Origin of the sequence: Dokdonia sp. Asnod3-C12 (genome assembly GCF_045063975.1) — a bacterium.
Taxonomy (GTDB): Bacteria; Bacteroidota; Bacteroidia; order Flavobacteriales; family Flavobacteriaceae; genus Dokdonia.
Map to the genome: position 1 here is coordinate 1,729,498 of NZ_JBEFNY010000003.1, position 19,798 is coordinate 1,749,295.

At 36.8% G+C, this 19,798-nt stretch carries 23 protein-coding genes; 17 read left to right on the plus strand and 6 right to left on the minus strand.

The annotated features are described in order from the left end of the window. Positions 1–98: 98 nt before the first annotated feature. The 4 genes from ACJJVW_RS07955 to ACJJVW_RS07970 all read right to left on the minus strand — a co-directional run bounded on the left by ACJJVW_RS07955 (position 99) and on the right by ACJJVW_RS07970 (position 2,146). Positions 99–344 (minus strand): hypothetical protein, encoded by a 246-nt coding sequence (locus ACJJVW_RS07955; protein WP_298322966.1) that lies wholly within the window; start codon positions 342–344, stop codon positions 99–101. Positions 345–435: 91 nt separating this feature from the next. Then, complete coding sequence (locus tag ACJJVW_RS07960) at positions 436–996, minus strand: hypothetical protein (protein ID WP_405251267.1); 561 nt, start codon at positions 994–996, stop codon at positions 436–438. A 124-nt stretch (positions 997–1,120) separates the two neighbouring features. Next, the gene (locus ACJJVW_RS07965) at positions 1,121–1,549 is read right to left on the minus strand and encodes a hypothetical protein (RefSeq protein ID WP_405251268.1); all 429 of its coding nucleotides are present in this window, start codon (positions 1,547–1,549) and stop codon (positions 1,121–1,123) included. 186 nt (positions 1,550–1,735) lie between these two features. Next, complete coding sequence (locus ACJJVW_RS07970) at positions 1,736–2,146, minus strand: hypothetical protein (RefSeq protein WP_405251269.1); 411 nt, start codon at positions 2,144–2,146, stop codon at positions 1,736–1,738. Between the two features lie 361 nt (positions 2,147–2,507). On the opposite strand from ACJJVW_RS07970, the gene serS reads away from it, so the two are divergent. The 17 genes from serS (at position 2,508) to ACJJVW_RS08055 (ending at position 16,545) form a co-directional block, all read left to right on the plus strand. Next, a complete protein-coding gene (serS, locus tag ACJJVW_RS07975; RefSeq protein ID WP_405251270.1) occupies positions 2,508–3,779 on the plus strand; it encodes a serine--tRNA ligase in 1,272 nt (423 codons plus the stop codon). Between the two features lie 70 nt (positions 3,780–3,849). Continuing rightward, positions 3,850–5,643, plus strand: coding sequence for a tetratricopeptide repeat protein (locus ACJJVW_RS07980; protein WP_298322951.1), 1,794 nt, complete (start codon positions 3,850–3,852; stop codon positions 5,641–5,643). Between the two features lie 12 nt (positions 5,644–5,655). Further along, entirely contained in the window at positions 5,656–5,964 is a 309-nt protein-coding gene (locus ACJJVW_RS07985) for a DUF4286 family protein (protein WP_013750480.1), read from the plus strand. Continuing rightward, positions 5,964–6,830 carry a 16S rRNA (adenine(1518)-N(6)/adenine(1519)-N(6))-dimethyltransferase RsmA gene (gene rsmA, locus ACJJVW_RS07990; RefSeq protein ID WP_013750479.1) on the plus strand — a complete coding sequence of 289 codons (867 nt, stop codon included), beginning with the start codon at positions 5,964–5,966 and terminating at the stop codon, positions 6,828–6,830. The genes ACJJVW_RS07985 and rsmA overlap by 1 nt, the downstream gene beginning before the upstream one ends. A gap of 71 nt (positions 6,831–6,901) precedes the next feature. Next, positions 6,902–8,251, plus strand: coding sequence for a magnesium transporter (gene mgtE / locus ACJJVW_RS07995; protein WP_108877627.1), 1,350 nt, complete (start codon positions 6,902–6,904; stop codon positions 8,249–8,251). Further along, positions 8,248–8,673 carry an acyl-CoA thioesterase gene (locus ACJJVW_RS08000; RefSeq protein ID WP_405251272.1) on the plus strand — a complete coding sequence of 142 codons (426 nt, stop codon included), beginning with the start codon at positions 8,248–8,250 and terminating at the stop codon, positions 8,671–8,673. The genes mgtE and ACJJVW_RS08000 overlap by 4 nt, the downstream gene beginning before the upstream one ends. A gap of 75 nt (positions 8,674–8,748) precedes the next feature. Next, positions 8,749–9,135: a cupin domain-containing protein gene (locus tag ACJJVW_RS08005; protein ID WP_405251273.1), complete on the plus strand. Its 387-nt coding sequence runs from the start codon at positions 8,749–8,751 to the stop codon at positions 9,133–9,135. Between the two features lie 9 nt (positions 9,136–9,144). Further along, entirely contained in the window at positions 9,145–9,306 is a 162-nt protein-coding gene (locus ACJJVW_RS08010) for a hypothetical protein (protein WP_405221304.1), read from the plus strand. A gap of 10 nt (positions 9,307–9,316) precedes the next feature. After that, complete coding sequence (locus tag ACJJVW_RS08015) at positions 9,317–10,264, plus strand: 2-hydroxyacid dehydrogenase (RefSeq protein WP_405251274.1); 948 nt, start codon at positions 9,317–9,319, stop codon at positions 10,262–10,264. 30 nt (positions 10,265–10,294) lie between these two features. Beyond that, on the plus strand, positions 10,295–10,807 hold the full coding sequence (locus tag ACJJVW_RS08020) for a DUF4199 domain-containing protein (RefSeq protein WP_405251275.1): 513 nt from the start codon (positions 10,295–10,297) through the stop codon (positions 10,805–10,807). A 21-nt stretch (positions 10,808–10,828) separates the two neighbouring features. After that, positions 10,829–11,221, plus strand: a complete 393-nt coding sequence (locus tag ACJJVW_RS08025; RefSeq protein WP_405251276.1) for a VOC family protein — start codon at positions 10,829–10,831, stop codon at positions 11,219–11,221. A 59-nt stretch (positions 11,222–11,280) separates the two neighbouring features. Further along, positions 11,281–11,715, plus strand: a complete 435-nt coding sequence (locus ACJJVW_RS08030) for a TM2 domain-containing protein (RefSeq protein ID WP_298322924.1) — start codon at positions 11,281–11,283, stop codon at positions 11,713–11,715. A gap of 105 nt (positions 11,716–11,820) precedes the next feature. After that, positions 11,821–12,150 (plus strand): helix-turn-helix transcriptional regulator, encoded by a 330-nt coding sequence (locus ACJJVW_RS08035; protein ID WP_013750470.1) that lies wholly within the window; start codon positions 11,821–11,823, stop codon positions 12,148–12,150. Further along, entirely contained in the window at positions 12,150–13,574 is a 1,425-nt protein-coding gene (locus ACJJVW_RS08040; protein ID WP_405251277.1) for a pyridoxal phosphate-dependent decarboxylase family protein, read from the plus strand. The genes ACJJVW_RS08035 and ACJJVW_RS08040 overlap by 1 nt, the downstream gene beginning before the upstream one ends. 234 nt (positions 13,575–13,808) lie before the next feature. Next, the gene (locus tag ACJJVW_RS08045; protein WP_405251279.1) at positions 13,809–15,302 is read left to right on the plus strand and encodes a PAS domain S-box protein; all 1,494 of its coding nucleotides are present in this window, start codon (positions 13,809–13,811) and stop codon (positions 15,300–15,302) included. Continuing rightward, a complete protein-coding gene (locus tag ACJJVW_RS08050; protein WP_405221286.1) occupies positions 15,299–15,703 on the plus strand; it encodes a response regulator in 405 nt (134 codons plus the stop codon). The genes ACJJVW_RS08045 and ACJJVW_RS08050 overlap by 4 nt, the downstream gene beginning before the upstream one ends. 128 nt (positions 15,704–15,831) lie before the next feature. Beyond that, positions 15,832–16,545 carry a flavodoxin family protein gene (locus ACJJVW_RS08055; protein WP_405251280.1) on the plus strand — a complete coding sequence of 238 codons (714 nt, stop codon included), beginning with the start codon at positions 15,832–15,834 and terminating at the stop codon, positions 16,543–16,545. A 35-nt stretch (positions 16,546–16,580) separates the two neighbouring features. On the opposite strand, the gene ACJJVW_RS08060 is transcribed toward ACJJVW_RS08055, so the two are convergent. Together ACJJVW_RS08060 and ACJJVW_RS08065 are read right to left on the minus strand one after the other, a co-directional pair. Further along, positions 16,581–18,395 (minus strand): lysophospholipid acyltransferase family protein, encoded by a 1,815-nt coding sequence (locus ACJJVW_RS08060; RefSeq protein ID WP_339845736.1) that lies wholly within the window; start codon positions 18,393–18,395, stop codon positions 16,581–16,583. A gap of 85 nt (positions 18,396–18,480) precedes the next feature. Further along, positions 18,481–19,731 (minus strand): aspartate kinase, encoded by a 1,251-nt coding sequence (locus tag ACJJVW_RS08065; RefSeq protein ID WP_405251281.1) that lies wholly within the window; start codon positions 19,729–19,731, stop codon positions 18,481–18,483. Positions 19,732–19,798: the final 67 nt, after the last annotated feature.

Consider the following 19,798-nt stretch of genomic DNA (forward strand, 5'->3'; position numbering starts at 1 on the left):
TGAAAGCCTCCCATGAAATCTTTTATAAGAAGTAAAAGAAAGCATATGATTATAGGAAGTATTATCCTAGATGCGAGATTAAAAATTTTCATAAAGTTCTAATTGTAATTTATCAAAAGTTTTCCCGTAAAATCTTGCCCTGAGGTACTTATAAGATCTGTAATTTTAGCTTTTTTGTCTAAAATTCCTATTGATGTAATTGGATCAAACGATGCTTTTTCAAAAAAAACGCTATCTATAAATCTTTTATCATCAACGCTACATCTATGTTTCACTTCATTAATCTGAGTAAATTTGCCTACAATTTTTCTATCTGTACTGTGTCTAATTCGGTAATAGTTCATTTTAAAAAGTTAAATCATTGAGATGATCATGAGTAGAAAATAGATAGCGAGTTTAGTACACTTTTGCGTCTCAGAAATAATATGGTCTCACCTACTTCATTACTCTATCTAGCATAATTGAATTTGGTATAACAACGTCATACTCACCTTCTTTTTTTAATAATACGTTTTCTTTTTCTAAGGCAGGATTTAGAAGGCTTAAACTATCACCTCCGTCCATAAAAATTAAATATGAAGTGTCTAATACTTCTTTGCAAAAATTATTTAGATAAAATATGTCTGTGTAAATTTTGTAAGGAGTAACCTTTAAACACACTTCATCAGTTTTATTATCTATACTATTAAATATAGTAATACCATTTTTGATATACTTAATTTCTATTATCGCAGTATCGTAGTATGCATTTTCAAAGTGACTTACTTTTTCATCATATTTTATTTTGTACTTAGGTATTATTTTCAAAGTCAAAGTGTCAGATGCATTTGTCCAAAGCCATTCTCCCTTTAATCTTGTAAAGGTGGCTTTATCTTTTATATAAAAATTCTTTTTTAAATTCATACCATAGGTGGGCGTATGAATATTTATAATTTTTAGTTTTGAGCTACAAGAAGAAAATAATAAGATGCAAAATAATAGTTTAAGTATTTTCATTTTAGTTGTTTTAAATTTCTTCTGCAATCCCTATTACCTCATAGAAAATATAGTGCTTGGCGTTTTTCTTCACAAAAAATAATGTCTTGCTTCTAATTATCACTTATTATAATGGGATAATATTTCAAGGCCTATTTTTCTTTATCCAGTCTTCCAAATTACCAATCTTATTTTCAACAAACCATTTCCAATCCGTTGTATGAGTTAAGCCTAATTTCTTAAGCGCTTCGATATACCACTCCTGAGAACCAAAAATCACTATATCATAGAAATCATCTTGCCTTGACCTTGTGAGCCATAAACTCTCTATTTTAGACAGTATTTCTAGTTTTGATAATTTTGTTTTGTTTAATTCAGAGTTATTCACCCACTGGTAAACATTTAAAATTTCAATTTCGAATAAATGTTTTAAAACATCGATAGCGTCTTCTTGAACAGATTTTTTATCATATTCCTTTGAAGTATACTTAAGTTGGTTTAAAAGCATATGGATGTACTCAAAAGAGTGCGGTGCAAAAAGGTTGACGTTTTTATAAATATCTTCTTTTCTCATGAGAGAGTAAATTTTATTACCTGTTTTACACCTTCGAAAATACTAGGAAAATTAAGATCAATAGTCGGAGAAAATCCAGATTGAGGTTCAGTTCTAAATGAAATGAAATTTCCATTATTCATAGTGGCTTTCAATACGCCAGGTTGAACCTCTACCAAACGTAGCGCATTTCTCATATGTCACTTTTTAAATTTCTTCTGCAATCCCTATTACCTCATAGAAAATATAGTGCTCGGCGTTTTTCTTTACGAAAAACAATGTCTTGCCTCTTAAAAATTTCCAAAATTCTAGCGTTTTTACGTATAAGTTATCCTTTTCAATTAAAAGATTATTATTATTTAAAACATCTTTAAAATCTTGAGTATCTCGACTGATACTATTCTTCTGGATTCCCTGAATTTCAAAAAAGAAATTTCCTTGAATTTCTGGTGTCGCCCTTAAATACAACCGATCCTTTTTATTTCCAAAATCGACGGATATTTCTTTCAAATAATCAGTATTATACTCAAAATATAAAGTATCAGATATATGTGGCTCTTGAGCGCTAGTTTCTTGGAAAGAAAGAATAATTACGAATAGTGTTATTACTTTATTCATGATATTATTAATTAGGCAATTTGTTTCTGTTACTTAGGTTCAAAAATTTTTGCTTCGTAACTGTTATATGTAACTCTAAAATATAAATCACTTTGTGTATGATTAATAGTAGTAATTCTACAAAATATATCCGCGTGAATATAGTCGTGCAATAGCTCTAACAACATCTAAACCAGAAATTGAAGCTGCTAGTTACGTGTTAACCTCAAAACTACATCACCTCACATTAACTATGTTACGGATTTCCTTTATTTGAGTAAAATTTTAATTTCTAGAGAAATAAAAAAATCTAAGCCCTCTGTAACTGTATACTTAAGAGCATTTCCTTAAATTTACCTTTTCCTTTAAAAACCATTCCACTATGCTAGAAGTAGCACACATTAGAGAAAACAAAGAAGCTTTCGCGAAAGCGTTATCTAAAAGAAATATTGACGCCGCAACCTTACTTGATCAAGTAGTGGCGGCAGATGATCTTCGCCGTAGTTCGCAAGCGCAACTTGATGAAGTACTTGCAGATAGTAATAAGTTTTCCAAGGAAATAGGAATGCTTTTTAAGAGTGGAGAAGCTCAAAAGGCAAATATTCTTAAAGAGAAAACTGCAGGTTTAAAAGAGCAGTCTAAAACCCTTCAAGAGCAATTAAACACTGCTTCTGAGGATTTGCAAAACTTGCTTTATCAAATCCCAAATATCCCACATGACAGTGTTCCTGAGGGTAACAGTGATGAGGATAATGAAGAAATCTTCCGCAAGGGAGATATTCCTGAGTTGCATGAAGCAGCACAGCCACACTGGGAGCTTGCAAAGAAATATGATATTATTGATTTTGAACTAGGAACTAAGATTGCTGGGGCTGGTTTTCCGGTGTATAAAGGCAAAGGAGCACGTTTACAACGTGCGCTTATCGCTTACTTTTTAGACAAAAATACCGAGGCTGGATATACAGAATACCAAGTGCCGCACCTTGTAAATGAGGCGTCAGGTTTTGGTACTGGCCAACTTCCAGATAAGGAAGGGCAAATGTATCATGTGACCGAAGACGATTTATATTTAATCCCTACGGCAGAGGTACCAGTGACAAATATGTTTCGCGGTGATTTACGCAATCATAATGAACTGCCTATTACATGTACTGGGTACACACCATGTTTCCGTCGTGAGGCAGGATCTTATGGTGCGCACGTGCGTGGCTTAAATCGCTTGCACCAGTTTGATAAAGTTGAGATTGTACGCATAGAACGTCCAGAAGATAGTGCAGCCGCGCTAGACGGGATGGTAGATCACGTAAAAATAATACTTGATGAGTTAGAATTACCATACAGAATCTTACGCCTTTGTGGTGGTGACCTTGGGTTTACAGCACACCTTACGTATGATTTTGAATTATTTTCTACAGCGCAAGATCGCTGGTTAGAAATTAGTTCTGTTTCTAACTTCTTGACCTTTCAAGCAAACCGTTTAAAACTTCGTTTTAAGGACGAAGATGGTCAGAACAAGCTTGCACATACACTTAATGGTAGCTCACTAGCGCTGCCACGTGTACTTGCAGGAATTCTTGAAAACTGCCAGACGCCAGAAGGAATAAAAATTCCTAAGGCACTTATCCCTTATTGCGGATTTGATATGATTAACTAATAACGCATTAACAGTGATAAGAAACGTGTCAGAGCAATTGCTATGGCACGTTTTTCGTTATCTTTAGGATATGAAGAAAAATTGGTTTTTAATACTCATCTGTGTGTTTGGTTTTTTCGCTTTCGCGAAAGCGCAAACAGAACAACTTGCTCGCAACTATGCAGATCAAGGTGAGTTTGAGAAGGCCATCATTTCTTATAAAAAAGCATTACTTAAGCAGAAGGGTAATCACGTACTCATTACCGGTCTTGTAAAAAGCTACCAGCAGTTAGAAAAATATAAAGAAGCCGAAAGTGTGCTTAACGAAAACCTTGCCGCTACTCGCGATAAAGGTTTTTATTATGTAGAGATAGGATACAACCATCAACTACAACAGCGAGATTCTATCGCTCAGGATTATTATAATCAGGTAATTGCAGGCATAGAGAGTAATACTATGAGTGCATATCGCGCTGCTCGAGCTTTTCAAGAGCATAGCTTACTTAGAAGGGCTGTTCAAGCATACGAGATTGCGATGGCAAATAATCCAAGAGCAAACTACAATGTGCAACTAGCGAGACTCTATGGGGAGCTAGGAGAGGTAGAGAAGATGTTTAATGCCTACTTAGACTTAATTAATAAGAGTGAAAACTATCTACAAGCCGCTCAACGTAATTTTGCCCTTTACGTAAATGATGACCCGCTTAATGAGGCTAATATTATTTTTAGAAAGACCTTGTTAAAGCGATTACAAACAGAACAAAATGTGCTTTATAATGAGTTGCTAAGTTGGCTTTTTATACAGCAAAAGGATTATAGAAAAGCATTTGCACAAGAAAAGGCGATTTATCGTCGTACAGAAGGAAGACATGAAGGCATCGTAAATCTAGCCGAAATAGCGATAGAAGAAAGTGCTATTGAAGATGCAACAGAGATATTAGAATTTCTAAGAGATAACGTAGTTGCTGGTAGTGTTAAGCTTTATGCAGAGCAACAATTGATACAACTAGCGGTAAAAAAAGCAGTCACGGCAGAAGATGAATCGCTTGTCAAAACACGTTTTGAAGCTTTGCTAGATCAATATATCAAGAAGGAATACACGGTGCCTTTGCAAATAGATTATGCACATTTTCTTGCGTTTAACATGGAGCAGCCAGATGAGGCTATTGCATATCTTAAAAAAGGGATTGAAATCCCTCGCGATAGATTTGACCACGCTCGTCTCAAGATGGAGCTAGCAGATATTTTGGTGCTTACAGAAAAGTTTAATCAGGCACTTATCTATTATTCTCAAATTCAGAATGAAATCCAGAATAATGTGATCTCGCAGGAAGCTCGATTTAAGGTGGCAAAGACTAGTTACTATAAAGCAGATTTTGACTGGGCAGAGTCGCAGCTCAATGTGTTAAAAGCTGGGGCAACACAGCTTATTGCAAATGATGCACTAGAGCTGTTACTCGTTATTAGAGATAACTCTATGGATGATAGTTTACAAACGGCACTTAAAAAATATGCCACTGCAGATTTACTAGCTTTCCAAAACAAGCCTGAAGAGGCTATCGCATTATACGATGATATTTTAGAGAAGCACAAGGGAGAAAAGATAGAAGACGAGGCATTGCTTTCTCAGGCTAAACTGTATGAGCGTAAAGAAGCTTTCGCGAAAGCAGAAAAAAACTACCTCACAATCATAGAATATTATAGCGATGGCGTACTAGCAGATGATGCTTATTATCGCCTAGCAAGATTATACGAAGGACCACTCAATCAACCAGAAAAGGCAAAAAATAATTACGAACGCATTATTTTTGACCTAGCAGACAGCATCTATTATGTAGAGGCACAGAAGCGCTTTAGGAATTTGAGAGGAGATGCAATTAATTAGAAAACATAGAAAATGCTTATATATAACGTTACCATAAACATAGAAGAATCTGTAGAAAAAGAATGGCTCGCCTGGATGCAACAAGTGCATATTCCAGAGGTTATTGCTACAGGTAAATTTGTAAAAGCATTAATGACTAGAGTGCGCACAGAAGAAGAAATGGGCGGAGTGACATACTCTGTTCAATATGGTTGCCCTAGCCAGCAACATCTAGATGCTTACTACGAGCAAGATGCAGATAGACTAAGACTTGCGAGTAATAAGTTTGCTGGTAAGTTTGTCGCTTTTAGAACAGAACTAGAAATAATCAGTCAGCACTAATGGCGAAGCACAGCTCAAAACGTAAGTTTGAAAAGCCACATGCACATCGTGATACACACGATCAAGGCATTAAGGCAAAGAAGCACTTAGGACAGCATTTCTTAGGAGATGAATCAGTTGCAAAAGATATTGCAGACACCCTTACTTATGTGGGATATAGTCATGTGCTAGAAATAGGTCCTGGTACAGGAGTACTTACAAAGTATCTTCTTGAAAAACCCACACATCTTAGTGTGATGGATCTCGATAGAGAATCTATTGCTTATTTACAGAGTGCTTTTACACTAGAGCATAAGCTCAATGATGAGCATTTTACGGTTCTTGAAGCAGATTTTTTACGATATGATCTCGATACGATATATCCAGGGGAGCAACTTGCAATTACTGGCAACTTCCCTTATAATATTAGTACTCAAATCGTATTTAAGACCATAGAACATAAGGAGCGCATACCAGAGTTTACGGGAATGTTTCAAAAAGAAGTGGCTGCTCGTATTTGTGCAGATCACGGTAGTAAGACCTACGGAATTATGTCTGTGCTAGTACAAGCTTTTTTTGATGCAGAATACCTATTTACGGTACCGCCTACCGTATTTATACCACCGCCAAAAGTAGATAGTGGTGTTTTACGCTTAAAGCGAAAAGAAGGATACCAAGATATAGGTTGTACACAAGAGATGCTATTTAAGGTTGTAAAAATGGCTTTCCAGCAGCGCAGGAAGACATTACGAAATAGTCTGAAAGGAATGGGGTTAAGTGATGAGTTTAGAGAGCGAGAAATCTTAACGAGGAGACCAGAACAAATATCTGTACAAGAATTTATAGCACTCACGGCAGCAATTACAGAAGATATCGCTACTTCATAAATTCTATGAGGTAACTATTCTATCTCCGTAAGCGCTTTTCCTATATTTGCCCAACTACCAAAAATTACCCTATGCAATTTGAACTCACTAGCGATCTTATCGATCAAATACAAGCATATGTAGCTGTTCAAAATGAGACCGCACTTAAAGAGTTGCTCTCTGAGCTTCACCATGCAGATATAGCCGAAGTATTAGATGAGGTAGATGCAGATGAAGCTGCATACCTAGTTCTTTTACTAGATAGTGAGCAAACCTCAGAGGCTCTTATGGAGCTTGATGAGGATGTGCGTGAAAAGTTACTGGGCAATCTTACTCCAGCAGAAATAGCAGACGAAGTTGATGAAATGGATACCGATGATGCGGTAGACATGATTGCAGAGCTTGATGATGATGTGCAGCTTGCTGTTATTAATCAAATAGAAGATGAGGAGCACAAGGCAGACATACGAGAGATGCTGCAATATGATGAGAATAGTGCTGGTGGATTAATGGCAAAAGAGCTCATAAGAGTAAAGGATTCTTGGACTGTAGGTGGTTGTGTAAGTGAGATGCGTCGTCAGGCAGAAGAAGTCACTAGAGTACACTCCATTTATGTAGTTACAAAAAGAGACGAACTTATAGGTCGCTTATCTCTTAAGGATTTACTTACCTCTGATACAAAAACTAAAATTGCCGAAATATATATTCCTAAGGTTGATTCTGTAAATATTAATGACAGTGCAGAAGATGTAGCTAAGCTCATGCAGAAGTATGACCTAGAGGCGATACCGGTGGTGAATGATAAGAATATTTTAATGGGACGTATTACCATTGACGATATTGTAGATTTTATAAAAGAAGAAGCCGAAAAAGATTACCAGATGGCTGCAGGTATCTCTCAAGATGTTGAGGCAGATGATAGTATTCTTACACTCACACGAGCAAGATTGCCATGGCTGTTTTTAGGCTTAGTAGGTGGAGTAGGAGCTGCGACTATCATGGGAGGATTTGAAGATATACTAGAGAGCTACGCATTGCTCTTTTTCTATACACCGCTTATTGCAGCGATGGCTGGAAATGTAGGTGTACAGTCTAGTGCGATTATTGTGCAAGGATTGGCTAATGATGATGTAAAAGGAAGTATAGGTAATCGTCTTGTAAAGGAAATGCTACTAGCAGCACTTAACGGACTCCTATTAGGACTTGCGTTGTTTGCCTTTACGGCATTGTGGTATGGAGATGTGAGAGCAGCGATTGCAATTTCTGCATCACTTTTTGTAGTAATTATCATGGCAGGAATTATAGGTACGTTTATTCCATTATTTCTTCATAAACGTGGGATTGACCCAGCGATTGCAACGGGACCATTTATCACTACAAGTAATGATATTTTCGGAATATTAATTTACTTCTGGATTGCAAAAATGGTGTTAGGTATTTGAAAAAACAACCGTTTTCATATCACCTCACCGTTCCACCATCTGCTATAGATGTGCTAGGTCACGTGAATAACGTAGTATACTTAGATTGGGTTCAGATTGCTGCATCAAAACACTGGAATGCTGCAACAGCAACTTATTTTAAAGATGAAGACCCAGAGGAAGAACGGCTAGGTATCAATAAAATGGCGTGGGTCGTTATGGATCACCATATCAAATATAAAGCAGAAGCTTTTGAGGGTGATGAGATTGTGGTCACCACTTTCGTGAAAACGTTTACTGCCGCAACCTCTGTCCGTCACACAGAAATACGTCGTAAAGGAGAAGATAAGATTCTTGTAAGTGCAGTAACTAACTGGTGCTTACTAAAAATGCCCGAAGGCAGACCTATGCGTGTGCCTAAAGAGATATTAGAATTGTTTTAATACATAACGTGTTATCCATTATCTAGACAGTGACAGTTTTATAAATCCTTATCTTTATCTTAAAGAAGTCGTTTTATGAAACCCATCAACATAAAAGAAAAGTACTCCAAGTTTGACAAACAATGGCATCCGCACCAGATTGCCACGGTAGATGATATGCAAGTCTTGCTTGCTAAGATTTCTGGATCCTTTGTATGGCATAGTCATAAGGATGAAGACGAGTTGTTTTATGTGCAAAAAGGGGTGTTAGAGATGCGCTTTCGCGAAAGCGGAAACCCAGAAAATGAGTGGTCTGAAATTGTAAATCAAGGCGAAATAATTGTCGTGCCTAAAGGTGTGGAGCACTGCCCTACAACCAAAGAAGGTGAGGAAGTACACCTACTACTTTTTGAGAAAACAAGTACTGCTCACACAGGTGAAGTGAGTCATGAGAAAACACAAACTAGCTACCCTAAAATTTAAACTAGGATTATGAATAATAAAAAAATTGTAGGTGTTATTATCATGGCAATTGCGGGAGTGTTGATTTTTGGTTTTGACGATGTAACTGGAGGTATAGGTTTTGTGTCTGGAATAATGATGGCAATAGGACTAGGTCTTTTTTTAGGCTGGATTCCTGTGAGAAAAAAATAAAAAACATTTAATGAAGATATTACACTTAGATAATAATCATCCACTTCTTATAGAGCAGCTCACGGCTGCGGGTCATGAGAATGTGGAGGATTATGCAATAACAAAAAAAGAGACAGAAGCTATCATTGCGCAATACGATGGTATTGTGATAAGAAGCCGTTTTAATATTGATAAGGAGTTTATTGATGCAGCGCCTAATCTCAAATTTATCGCTCGCGTGGGCGCGGGACTGGAAAGTATTGATATTCCTTATGCAGAGAGCAAGGGAATTTATCTCATTAGTGCACCAGAGGGTAATCGAAATGCCGTAGGAGAACAAGCGCTAGGAATGTTATTGAGTCTCTTCAATAACTTAAATCGTGCAGATGCAGAAGTAAAAGCAGGTAACTGGAACCGAGAGGCAAACAGAGGTGTTGAGCTAGAAGGCAAGACGGTCGGAATCATAGGTTACGGTAACATGGGAAAGGCTTTTGCAAAGAAACTTCAGGGTTTTGATTGTGAGGTGCTCTGTTATGATATTAAAGAAATCGTGGGAGACGAGCGTGCACGCCAAGTATCATTACAAGAATTTCAAGAGCAAGTAGATGTTGTGAGTTTGCACACACCTTGGACTCCGCAAACGGATAAAATGGTAGATGCCACTTTTATAAATGCATTTGCAAAACCATTTTATCTCATAAATACTGCTAGAGGGAAATCTGTAGTTACTGCAGATCTGGTATCAGCTATGAAAAGTGGTAAAGTATTAGGTGCAGGGCTTGATGTGCTAGAGTATGAAAAGCTCTCTTTTGAGAATTTATTTACCACAGATGGAAGTTCAAATCTGCCAGCACCATTGGAATATCTTATTAAGCAAGACAATGTACTACTTACTCCGCACATCGCGGGCTGGACAGTAGAAAGTAAAATCAAATTATCTCAAACGATTGTAGATAAGGTACTGAAACGATTCTCTTAAATTCAATCTATTAATTATACATATAATACTATGAGTTTAGTAATAAAGAAGTTTGGAATGATTGCCTTTTTTATAGGCTTGCTTGGTTTTTCACTAGCTCTATATTTAGGTAAGAGTCTTGATTATGGAACACAAGAGCTCGTAGGATGGGGAGTTATGGGTATGACAGCGGCTATGGTGTATTTTGGTGTTGCTTATCAGCGTGATACGGTGTATGCTGGAAAAATATCTTTCGGGAAAGCCTTAAAAACAGGAATTATTATTGCGGCTCTAGGAGGGTTAGGCGTAGCGCTGGCAGACATTGTCTATACCTTATTTGTAAATCCATCTTTTTTTATAGAGTATAATGACTATGCTATGGAACTTGCTGTGGAGTCAAAGAATCCAGTTGCTATCTCTCAGCTTGAAGCTCAAAGAGAAATGTATAGTCAATATAGTGGGACAGAGATGTCATTTATTGCAGGGCTTATGATGTTTGTAATGACGTTTATACTTGGTTTTGTGGTTAGTCTTATTGCAGCATTTATTCTCAAGAAAGAGTAAGTCACTTAAATATATAGCGTTATGAAAAGAGTCACAGGTATAGGAGGAATGTTTTTTAAAAGTGAAGATCCAGATGCACAAAAGGCATGGTATAAAAATCACCTAGGCATTCCTACAGATCAATACGGCTGGACATTCTGGTGGCGTGATGAGAACGGAAAGAAGTGCTCTACACAATGGAGCCCCATGAATAATGATACGACCTATTTTTCTCCTAGTAAGAAACAGTTCATGTTTAACTTTAGGGTTGATGATTTAATTGCGTTATTGGCTGTCCTCAAAGAAGAAGGTGTTACGATTGTAGGAGAGATAGAAGAATATAGCTATGGGAAATTTGGCTGGATACTTGACCCAGAAGGAAACAAAATCGAATTGTGGGAGCCTATTGATAGTGAGTTTTTAAAGGAAGAATAGCGTAGAAGTATCTCAATCTTTTTTGTAGTTTTAGAGCTAATTAACCAACAACCAACCAGATGAGTTTAGAAGACGAAAAAATACCGGGTGACAAGCCAGGTAATGATGCAAAAAACATGGCAGACGATGCAAAGAAAGCTGCAAGTGATTTTGCTAACGAAGCAAAAGATACTGCCAATGAATTTGGCAATAGTGCAAAAGAAGAGTGGAATAAAGTAACTAACGGTACTGATAACAAAAAAATGCTCGCTGGTCTTCTAGGGATCTTTCTTGGGGCATTTGGAGTACATAAGTTTATTTTGGGATATCAAAAGGAAGGAATTATTATGCTTGTTATAAGTATTGTGGGTATTATTCTTTCTTGTGTAGGGATAGGTGTACTAGTAGTCTGGGCAACAGGATTAATAGGATTAATCGAGGGTATTATTTATCTAACGAAATCTGATGAAGAATTTTATAATACATACCAAGTAGGTAGAAAACCTTGGTTCTAGTATAATAGAAGCCCAGCTAGTCTGGGCTTTTTTGTTAAATATTGTATCGTAATATAGCGATATTACAATTTATGTATATCTTTAGAGTATAAACAACGCAATATTATGGGAGTTACAAAAAGGCATATACATTCTATGAGGGCAAATCAGATTGCAGATCTGGCAAAGATTCTCTCTAACCCGGCACGTGTGGCTATCATAGAATACATAGGTGATTGTGATGGCTGCCTATGTCAAGATATTTCTGAAAAAATTAGGCTTTCGCAACCCACTACTTCACAGCACTTACAAGTAATTAAAAGAGCAGGAGTTTTAAAAAGTCAGTTTAAAGGCAAGGCCCAATATTACAGCATAGATGCTCGTAAATGGGAGCAATTGCAGGGATTGTTTTATGACTTTTTTGAGCACACAAAATCCAAAATGTCTGAGAAGTAATGAGTACATCCCTATTAAAAAAAGCCTACGACAGCTCACTTTTCAAAGAAGAAGGGACGGATCTAGTTAATCAAATATCGCAATATCTGTCTGACACTACCTCTGGACAGTCTGAGAAAGTCATCACATGGACAACGCCAGAAAATGAGTATCAATTTTGGAAAGAGTATATCTCAGCTGCTCATACAACCTCAGACTTTTTTAAGACTGTTATCGCGAGATCGATACACACGCACCATCCTAAATATATAGGTCATCAGGTCGCGCCTACGGTGCCTGTATCTGCTTTAGCCACATTGTTAAGCGCACAGCTTAATAATGGGATGGCGGTATATGAGATGGGCGCAGCCTCTACCGCACTAGAGCGTTTAATAATCGAGCAGTTCGCAAAAACTATTGGTTTTGAAAATGGCGACGGATTTCTAACTTCTGGAGGGACGCTTGCAAACCTTACGGCATTACTCGCTGCTCGTAGAGTGATGGCAGAAGATGATGTTTGGAATGAAGGACACAGCAGTAAACTAGCTATTATGGTATCTGAGGAGGCGCACTATTGCGTAGATAGAGCCGCTAGAATTATGGGTCTTGGGAGCGAGGGTATTATAAAAATACCTGCAGATGATGGTTACAAGATGCGCACAGAGTTGCTAGATACTTATTATGATTCGGCTGTGGGAAAGGGTTATGAAGTGATAGCCATTGTGGGTAGTGCACCTAGTACAAGTACTGGGGTTTATGACGATTTAGAAAAGATTCACGCTTTCGCGAAAGCAAAAAAAATATGGTTTCACATAGACGCAGCACATGGTGGAGCAGCTATTTTTTCACCAAAGTATAAACATCTCTTAAATGGAGCAGATAAAGCCGATTCCATAATTATAGATGGTCATAAAATGATGGGCACAAGTGCGCTGGCAACTGCAGTTATCTTTAAAGAAAGTACGGCGAGCTATGCTACTTTTGAGCAAAAAGCACAATATCTCTGGGAAAAGAACGAAGATGCAGACTGGTTTAACCTAGCCAAAAGGACTTTTGAGTGTACAAAAAGCATGATGAGCTTGCGCTTTTATGCTATTATAAATGCATATGGAGTTCAATTTTTTGATGATTTTGTTACCACGCTTTATGATGCGGGAAAGGAATTTGGGGCGCTGGTAGAGCAGCAAGAAGATTTTGAGGTGGCGCTAGCTCCTGTCTCAAATATTGTATGTTTTAGATACAAAGCGAGTGCTGGTGATATCAATCGTATCAATCAAAACATACGAAAAGCACTACTAGAAGATGGAGAGTTTTATATTGTGGGAACCTCTTTACGTGGAGAATTCTATTTAAGAACCACATTTATGAATCCCTTTACGACAACAAAGCACACAGAGCGTCTACTTAATGTTATTAGAGAAGTTGCCGCCACAACATCCTTGTAATAATTGGGAAATGATTTTTCTAGGGTTGAGTTAATTATTCAGGATATAATCTATTTTTTGATTGATTAGTTAGACTTTTTTATTGTGCAACAGTAGCGTTAAGTAAATGTTAATCATTCGCATTTGCCAAATTTAAAATTAATTTTAGAATGCTATGGAACTAAAAATAACTACTTTAGTCTACTAATGTAATATAACAGCTCTGTAAATCAGAATGTTATAGCAACCCTATAAATGAAAACTTCTAATTCCCCCACTTCAACATTCCCATCACTTGATGAGGATGTATCATTATTGCTACAAGAAGCAGCCTCAATTGGTATGTGGGAGTTTAATGTGGGAGGAGAAAAAGTGCTCTGGAGTGCAGGCACAAAAAAGTTACACGGAGTTTCCTGTGATTTTGAGCCTACAGTGATGCAGGCTATAAAATTTTATAAAGAAGGTTTTTATCGTGATAAGGTACAGCGAGACTTTGAAAATGCTATTACTCACGCACAAAAATTTGATGGTCATTATATAATTATTACCGCGTGTGGTAAAGAGAAGTGGGTTCGATCTGTAGGAGTTCCAGTAGTTGAAAATGGATCGTGCACCAAAATTTATGGTATTTTTCAAGATATAGATTCTCAAAAAAAAGCACAATTAGAGCTTAAACAGAAAGAGCAAAAATTTAGAAAAACCTTTCTAAATGCTCCTAATGGAGTGGCTCTCATTTCACTTAAAGGAGAGTGGATGCAATTTAATCCTCAGGTATCTAAGATTTTTGGATATACAGTAGATGAAATTAGTGCACTAAGACTTCGCGATTTGAATTACCCAGGAGATCTTGCTATTAATATAATTCTCAAAGATAAATTACTATCTGGAGATACTGAGAACTATCAAGCAGAGAGGCGTTTTATACATAAAACGGGTAAAACTATCTGGGCGCTTATTTCTGTGTCATTAGTAAGATCTGAGATTTCAAGTCCAGATTATTATATATGCCAGATTACAGATATAACATCTCTCAAAAATGCAAATCATCAAATAGAAGATTTGTTAAGTAAGACAGAAGGGCAAAATGAGAAATTATTAAATTTTAAACACATTGTCTCGCATAATTTAAGATCACATACCAGTAATTTGGATATGTTATTGACTTTTTTAAAACAGGATATTCCTAAAATAGAAGAATCCTCTGTATTTCAAATGCTAGAAAATGCATTTGGAAATCTAGAAGAAACTATTGAGAATTTAAGCGAAGTATCTTCTTTTGAAAATGTTACCTCAGATGATTTTGTAGAGATCAATGTAGTCCAGATTATAGATAAGACACTCACAAGTCTAAACACCTTATTTCATGAGGTTTGTGGTACTGTAACAGTAAGCGTATCTCCTCAGCTCAGGGTTATGGCGATACCAGAATATCTGAGAAGTATATTCTTAAATATTTTATCTAATACTATTAAATACAGACGTGAGAATGAGCCGTTAAAAGTTGTAGTTAGTGCTACGCAAGATGATAATTATACAATCATACATTTTACAGATAATGGCCTTGGAATAGACTTAGATCTACACGGAAGTAAAATTTTTGGTCTCTACAAGACTTTTCATAGAAATGAAAGTTCAAGAGGCTTAGGCTTATACATCGTAAAAAACCAGATTGAAGCGTTAGGAGGATGTGTTCAAGTAGACAGTACAGTAGGTAAAGGATCTACATTTAAAATTTATTTAAAGCGATGAAGCAAATAGATATAGCCTGCATAATAGACGATGATCCAATTTTTGTTTTTGGAGCACAGCGATTAATGAAAATGAGTAACTTCTGTAAGGGGTTTTTAATTTTTCATGATGGAGAACAAGCACTCAATCACCTTGCTCCTGTATTGCGAGGTACCGTAGAGTCTGCAATCCCAGATGTCATACTGTTAGACATAAATATGCCTATTCTTGATGGGTGGCAATTTTTAGATGGTATTATTACAATAGAAGTAATTAAGAAAATTACCATCTTTATTGTAACAAGTTCCATAGATCCTAGAGATAAAGAGAAAGCCAAATCATACAGTAATGTAAAAAACTTTATTGTCAAGCCTATTACTCAAGATAAGCTCAACGATTTGATGGCGCAAATGGAAGGTTGATTTTTACGCTTTCGCGAAAGCGTACTATCCACAGTAAATAGAAGTCTGAAGCTATGTAAATCGAGTTTTAATATAATTTGTAATTCAAAAATGTAAGTTATTAACAGTTTAAACGTCAAATCTTAGATATGAAAGAAAAACCTGATTTCTCAAACCTAAAAGCGCTGTATATAAATTGCACGCTCAAAAAAACACCTCACATGAGCCATACTAAGGCACTCATGGATGTCTCTATAGATGTTATGCGAGCTGAAGGTGTTACTGTAGAATATTTAAGATTTGTAAATCATGATGTAGCCTTTGGGGTGTATCATGACATGACAGAGCATGGAGAAGAGACAGATGAATGGCCAGAAATTTTTAAAAAAATAGAAGAGGCAGATATTCTCGTAGTAGGAACTCCTATCTGGTTAGGTGAGAAGTCCTCTGTTGCAACAAAGCTTATAGAACGTTTATACGGAGAAAGTGGTAACCGCAATGAGAAAGGGCAATACTATTTTTATGGAAAAGCAGGTGGTTGTATCATCACCGGTAATGAGGATGGTATTAAGCACGTAGCCATGAGTACACTGTATTCATTACAACATATAGGTTATAGTATACCGCCACAAGCAGATTGCGGATGGATAGGTGAAGCTGGTCCTGGTGCTAGCTATAATGATGAAGAAAGTGGAGCAAAAAATAATGACTTTACAAATCGCAACACGACCTTCATGACATACAACTTACTGCATCTTGCAAGTATGCTTAAAGCACAAGGGGGATATCCAGCTTATGGGAATTCTCGAGGTGACTGGGACGATGGTACTCGCTGGAACTTTGAAAATCCAGAATACAGGTAGTATAAGATTTATATAGAAAGAGGAGTAAACGTTTTTTACTCCTCTTCTGTATTACGCTGATTATATTTTTTTTCAAGCTCTGCTTGAAACTCTTCCATAACAGGTTTTACAGTGCTCTCTGGTAGATCTGCAATACGGATATACATAAGACCATCAATGGCATTATTAAACAGTGGGTCTACGTTAAAGGCAATAACCTTTGCATTCTGCTTAATATACTTTTTTATGAGCACAGGAAGGCGTAGCGACCCTGGTTCTACTTCTTCAATGAGTTTGTCAAACTTATTAAGGTCTGCTTTACTCTCATCAAAAACAAACTCCTTATCGGCATCTTTGAGGTTTACTTTCCATTCTTTTTTAGGACGTATAAACTGTGCGATATAAGGATCGTAATAGTGTGATTTCATAAATTCAATCATCAGTGACTTTGAGAAGTTTGAAAATTGATTTGAAATACTCACTCCACCTATGAGGTATTTATGCTCTGGAAAGCGCAATGTAGTATGTACTATACCCTTCCATAAAAGGAAAAGTGGCATAGGTTTTTGTTGGTACTCTTTTATGATAAATGCACGACCCATTTCAATACTCTCACTCATCATTTTGTGAAGCTCTGGCTCAAAACGGAAAAGATCTTGAAGGTAAAACCCGTCAATACCGTGCTCTTTATAAATCTTAGATCCTAGTCCCATTCTATAGGCTCCTGCAAGTGCATTTGCTTCATTATCCCATAAGAACATATGATAATAGTATCTATCAAATTTGTCTAGATCTATAGCTTCATTTGTTCCCTCTCCTATCGCTCTAAAGGTGATTTCTCTAAGTCGTCCTATTTCTCGCAAAATGCTAGGCATCTCTTGAGCAGGAGCTAGATATACTTCATAGTTTTTACTAGTGAGAAGGCGACGATCATTTTCGCGCAAGCGTAAAATTTCGTCTTCTATAAGATCGCTACTCATTTCTGTAACAATCTTTTTAGGTTCCTTTGGAGTTTTTAATTTTTGAGGAATCTCTTTTAAAATACTCTTCTTCTCAAAGGAATTTGCCAGCATGTACGTTTTCTTGCGTAAAAACTCTGTAAAGTCTTCAAGAGACTCGTGTTCCTTTTGAGCTGTGACCTTTATAGGGTTTCCTATGCGTACTTTTATTACTCGATTTTTTTGCGTGAGGAGTTCGCTAGGTAGCTTAGCCGTTCTAAGTGTATCACTTAAGCGTGATAATTGATAAAAGAGCCTACTATTTTTTGCGTGAAAATATATGGGCACAATAGGGACTTCTGCCTTTTTAACCAGCTTCATAGCTGCTTCTTCCCATGGTTTGTCTATAATAAGTTTATCATCTTTATAAGTAGAGACTTCTCCTGCAGGAAAAATACCTAGAGGATGACCGTCTCTAAGGTGAGATATCGCACTTTTAAAACCTGCGATACTTGACTTTACATCCTTCTTGTTTTCAAAAGGGTTTACTGGCATTACATAAGGCTTAAGCGGCTCAATGCGGTGTAGTAAAAAGTTTGCGATGATTTTAAAATCTGGACGTTGCTCAAGCATTAATTTGAGTAGTAATATGCCATCTATACCACCCAGTGGGTGATTTGATATCGTTACATAAGCACCATCCTTAGGTAACCTTTTTAAATCTTCTTCTGGGATTTCAAACTTGATATTAAATTCATCAAGCAATGCATTAAGGAATTCAAGGTCTCCTAAATGTTTATTGCGGTCGTAGACTTTATTGAGAGAAGAGATTTTAAGAATCTTCATTAATGACCACCCAGCAAAGGTGCCTATAAAGCCAAATTTATCGACATTTATAGCTCGTGCAACTTCTTTGGCGGTGACTAGACCCATTATTTTTGTGGTTATTTTAAGTAGGCAAATATAACAAATAGGGTTTGCTATAGTTACATTTTATTAACCTAGAGACCGCATACTTCTAGTTTTGTGTCACAAGTTGCACTGTGTTTTGAGCAACTTGCTTGAGAAGCACGGTTTTATCCTCTTGAAATTTATCAAGAGCTTCTTGTGCAAAATGCCTTATTGTATAAAGAGAAACCCCTGTGGTAACTCTTACTTTAAATTTCCCTTTGAGCTGTTTTGTAAGCTTTTCTAGGCCATTAAATTTGTTATCTACGCATACAGAAAAGCTTATCGCAGAGTTCTGTATAAGGTCAACTTTGAGCTTGTAAGTAGAAAGCAACTGGAAAACCTCGGCAATATTATCTTCTACCATAAAGGAGAAATCTAGTGAAGATAGTGATATGAGTACTTGGTTTTTCTTGACAATATAACACGGAACCATAGGTGCTAGCGTAGATACACTACTTACCATCGTGCCAGCTGCCGTAGGGTTGAGGAAGGATTTTACATAAAGCGGTATTTCTTTACGTTGCAACGGTTGTAACGTTTTAGGATGAATAACAGAAGCTCCATAAAATGCAAGCTCGATTGCTTCTTCGTATGGGATTTCATGTAATAAAACGGTGTTGTTAAAAACTCGAGGATCACCATTTAATACCCCAGGAACATCCTTCCAGATGGTCAGATTTTCTGCATCGAGGCAGTATGCAAATATGCCTCCCGTATAATCAGATCCTTCTCTGCCTAATGTGGTTGTAAAGTTATTACTGTCTGATGCTATAAATCCTTGAGTGATAGTAAGCACTTTTGGGTTTACATGCTCTTTTATCGCTGCTTGCGTTGCCTTCCAGTCTACGCGTCCGTCGCGATAACTGCTATCTGTTTTTATAAGACGTCTCGCATCTAGCCAGGTATTTGCAAGCCCTTGCTTGTTAAGGTATGCACTTATGATGGTTGTAGATATAAGCTCGCCATAACAGACGATTTGATCATAAACAAAATCATATTTTGGCGATTTGTTCCAGGCAAGAAAGCCTTTGAGTTCGGCAAAGAGTTCTTTTATTTTTTCAAGAACTTCATCACCTTTTTCAAAAAGATGATTAGTAATCTCTCTGTGATAAGCTACGGTGTGCTCTATATGTTCTGGAAGACTGCTTTTATCATCAAAGTAAGCTGTAACAATAGCCTCCATGGCATTAGTCATTTTTCCCATTGCAGAGACTATAACGAGCTTTTCTCCACCCCCCATAGTTTGCAGCACAGTTGCTACATTCTTTACGCCATCTGCATCTTTTACAGATGCTCCTCCAAATTTAAATACCTGCATATTGGTAATCTTACTTTTCTAAGTGAGTCGCTCGTTTTAAATGAGCGCTTATTAATAAACAAATGGT

Excerpts from the sequence above, each read along its gene's own strand:
- ACJJVW_RS07985 (WP_013750480.1), top strand. The coding sequence starts at position 5,656 with ATGCTTATATATAACGTTACCATAAACATAGAAGAATCTGTAGAAAAA.
- ACJJVW_RS08045 (WP_405251279.1), top strand. The coding sequence starts at position 13,809 with ATGAAAACTTCTAATTCCCCCACTTCAACATTCCCATCACTTGATGAG.
- ACJJVW_RS07960 (WP_405251267.1), bottom strand. The coding sequence starts at position 996 with ATGAAAATACTTAAACTATTATTTTGCATCTTATTATTTTCTTCTTGT.
- mgtE (WP_108877627.1), top strand. The coding sequence starts at position 6,902 with ATGCAATTTGAACTCACTAGCGATCTTATCGATCAAATACAAGCATAT.
- ACJJVW_RS07955 (WP_298322966.1), bottom strand. The coding sequence starts at position 344 with ATGAACTATTACCGAATTAGACACAGTACAGATAGAAAAATTGTAGGC.
- ACJJVW_RS08010 (WP_405221304.1), top strand. The coding sequence starts at position 9,145 with ATGAATAATAAAAAAATTGTAGGTGTTATTATCATGGCAATTGCGGGA.
- ACJJVW_RS08020 (WP_405251275.1), top strand. The coding sequence starts at position 10,295 with ATGAGTTTAGTAATAAAGAAGTTTGGAATGATTGCCTTTTTTATAGGC.
- ACJJVW_RS08050 (WP_405221286.1), top strand. The coding sequence starts at position 15,299 with ATGAAGCAAATAGATATAGCCTGCATAATAGACGATGATCCAATTTTT.
- rsmA (WP_013750479.1), top strand. The coding sequence starts at position 5,964 with ATGGCGAAGCACAGCTCAAAACGTAAGTTTGAAAAGCCACATGCACAT.
- ACJJVW_RS08065 (WP_405251281.1), bottom strand. The coding sequence starts at position 19,731 with ATGCAGGTATTTAAATTTGGAGGAGCATCTGTAAAAGATGCAGATGGC.
- ACJJVW_RS08040 (WP_405251277.1), top strand. The coding sequence starts at position 12,150 with ATGAGTACATCCCTATTAAAAAAAGCCTACGACAGCTCACTTTTCAAA.
- ACJJVW_RS08005 (WP_405251273.1), top strand. The coding sequence starts at position 8,749 with ATGAAACCCATCAACATAAAAGAAAAGTACTCCAAGTTTGACAAACAA.
- ACJJVW_RS08030 (WP_298322924.1), top strand. The coding sequence starts at position 11,281 with ATGAGTTTAGAAGACGAAAAAATACCGGGTGACAAGCCAGGTAATGAT.
- ACJJVW_RS07965 (WP_405251268.1), bottom strand. The coding sequence starts at position 1,549 with ATGAGAAAAGAAGATATTTATAAAAACGTCAACCTTTTTGCACCGCAC.
- ACJJVW_RS08060 (WP_339845736.1), bottom strand. The coding sequence starts at position 18,395 with ATGGGTCTAGTCACCGCCAAAGAAGTTGCACGAGCTATAAATGTCGAT.
- serS (WP_405251270.1), top strand. The coding sequence starts at position 2,508 with ATGCTAGAAGTAGCACACATTAGAGAAAACAAAGAAGCTTTCGCGAAA.
- ACJJVW_RS08055 (WP_405251280.1), top strand. The coding sequence starts at position 15,832 with ATGAAAGAAAAACCTGATTTCTCAAACCTAAAAGCGCTGTATATAAAT.
- ACJJVW_RS07970 (WP_405251269.1), bottom strand. The coding sequence starts at position 2,146 with ATGAATAAAGTAATAACACTATTCGTAATTATTCTTTCTTTCCAAGAA.
- ACJJVW_RS08035 (WP_013750470.1), top strand. The coding sequence starts at position 11,821 with ATGGGAGTTACAAAAAGGCATATACATTCTATGAGGGCAAATCAGATT.
- ACJJVW_RS08015 (WP_405251274.1), top strand. The coding sequence starts at position 9,317 with ATGAAGATATTACACTTAGATAATAATCATCCACTTCTTATAGAGCAG.
- ACJJVW_RS07980 (WP_298322951.1), top strand. The coding sequence starts at position 3,850 with ATGAAGAAAAATTGGTTTTTAATACTCATCTGTGTGTTTGGTTTTTTC.
- ACJJVW_RS08025 (WP_405251276.1), top strand. The coding sequence starts at position 10,829 with ATGAAAAGAGTCACAGGTATAGGAGGAATGTTTTTTAAAAGTGAAGAT.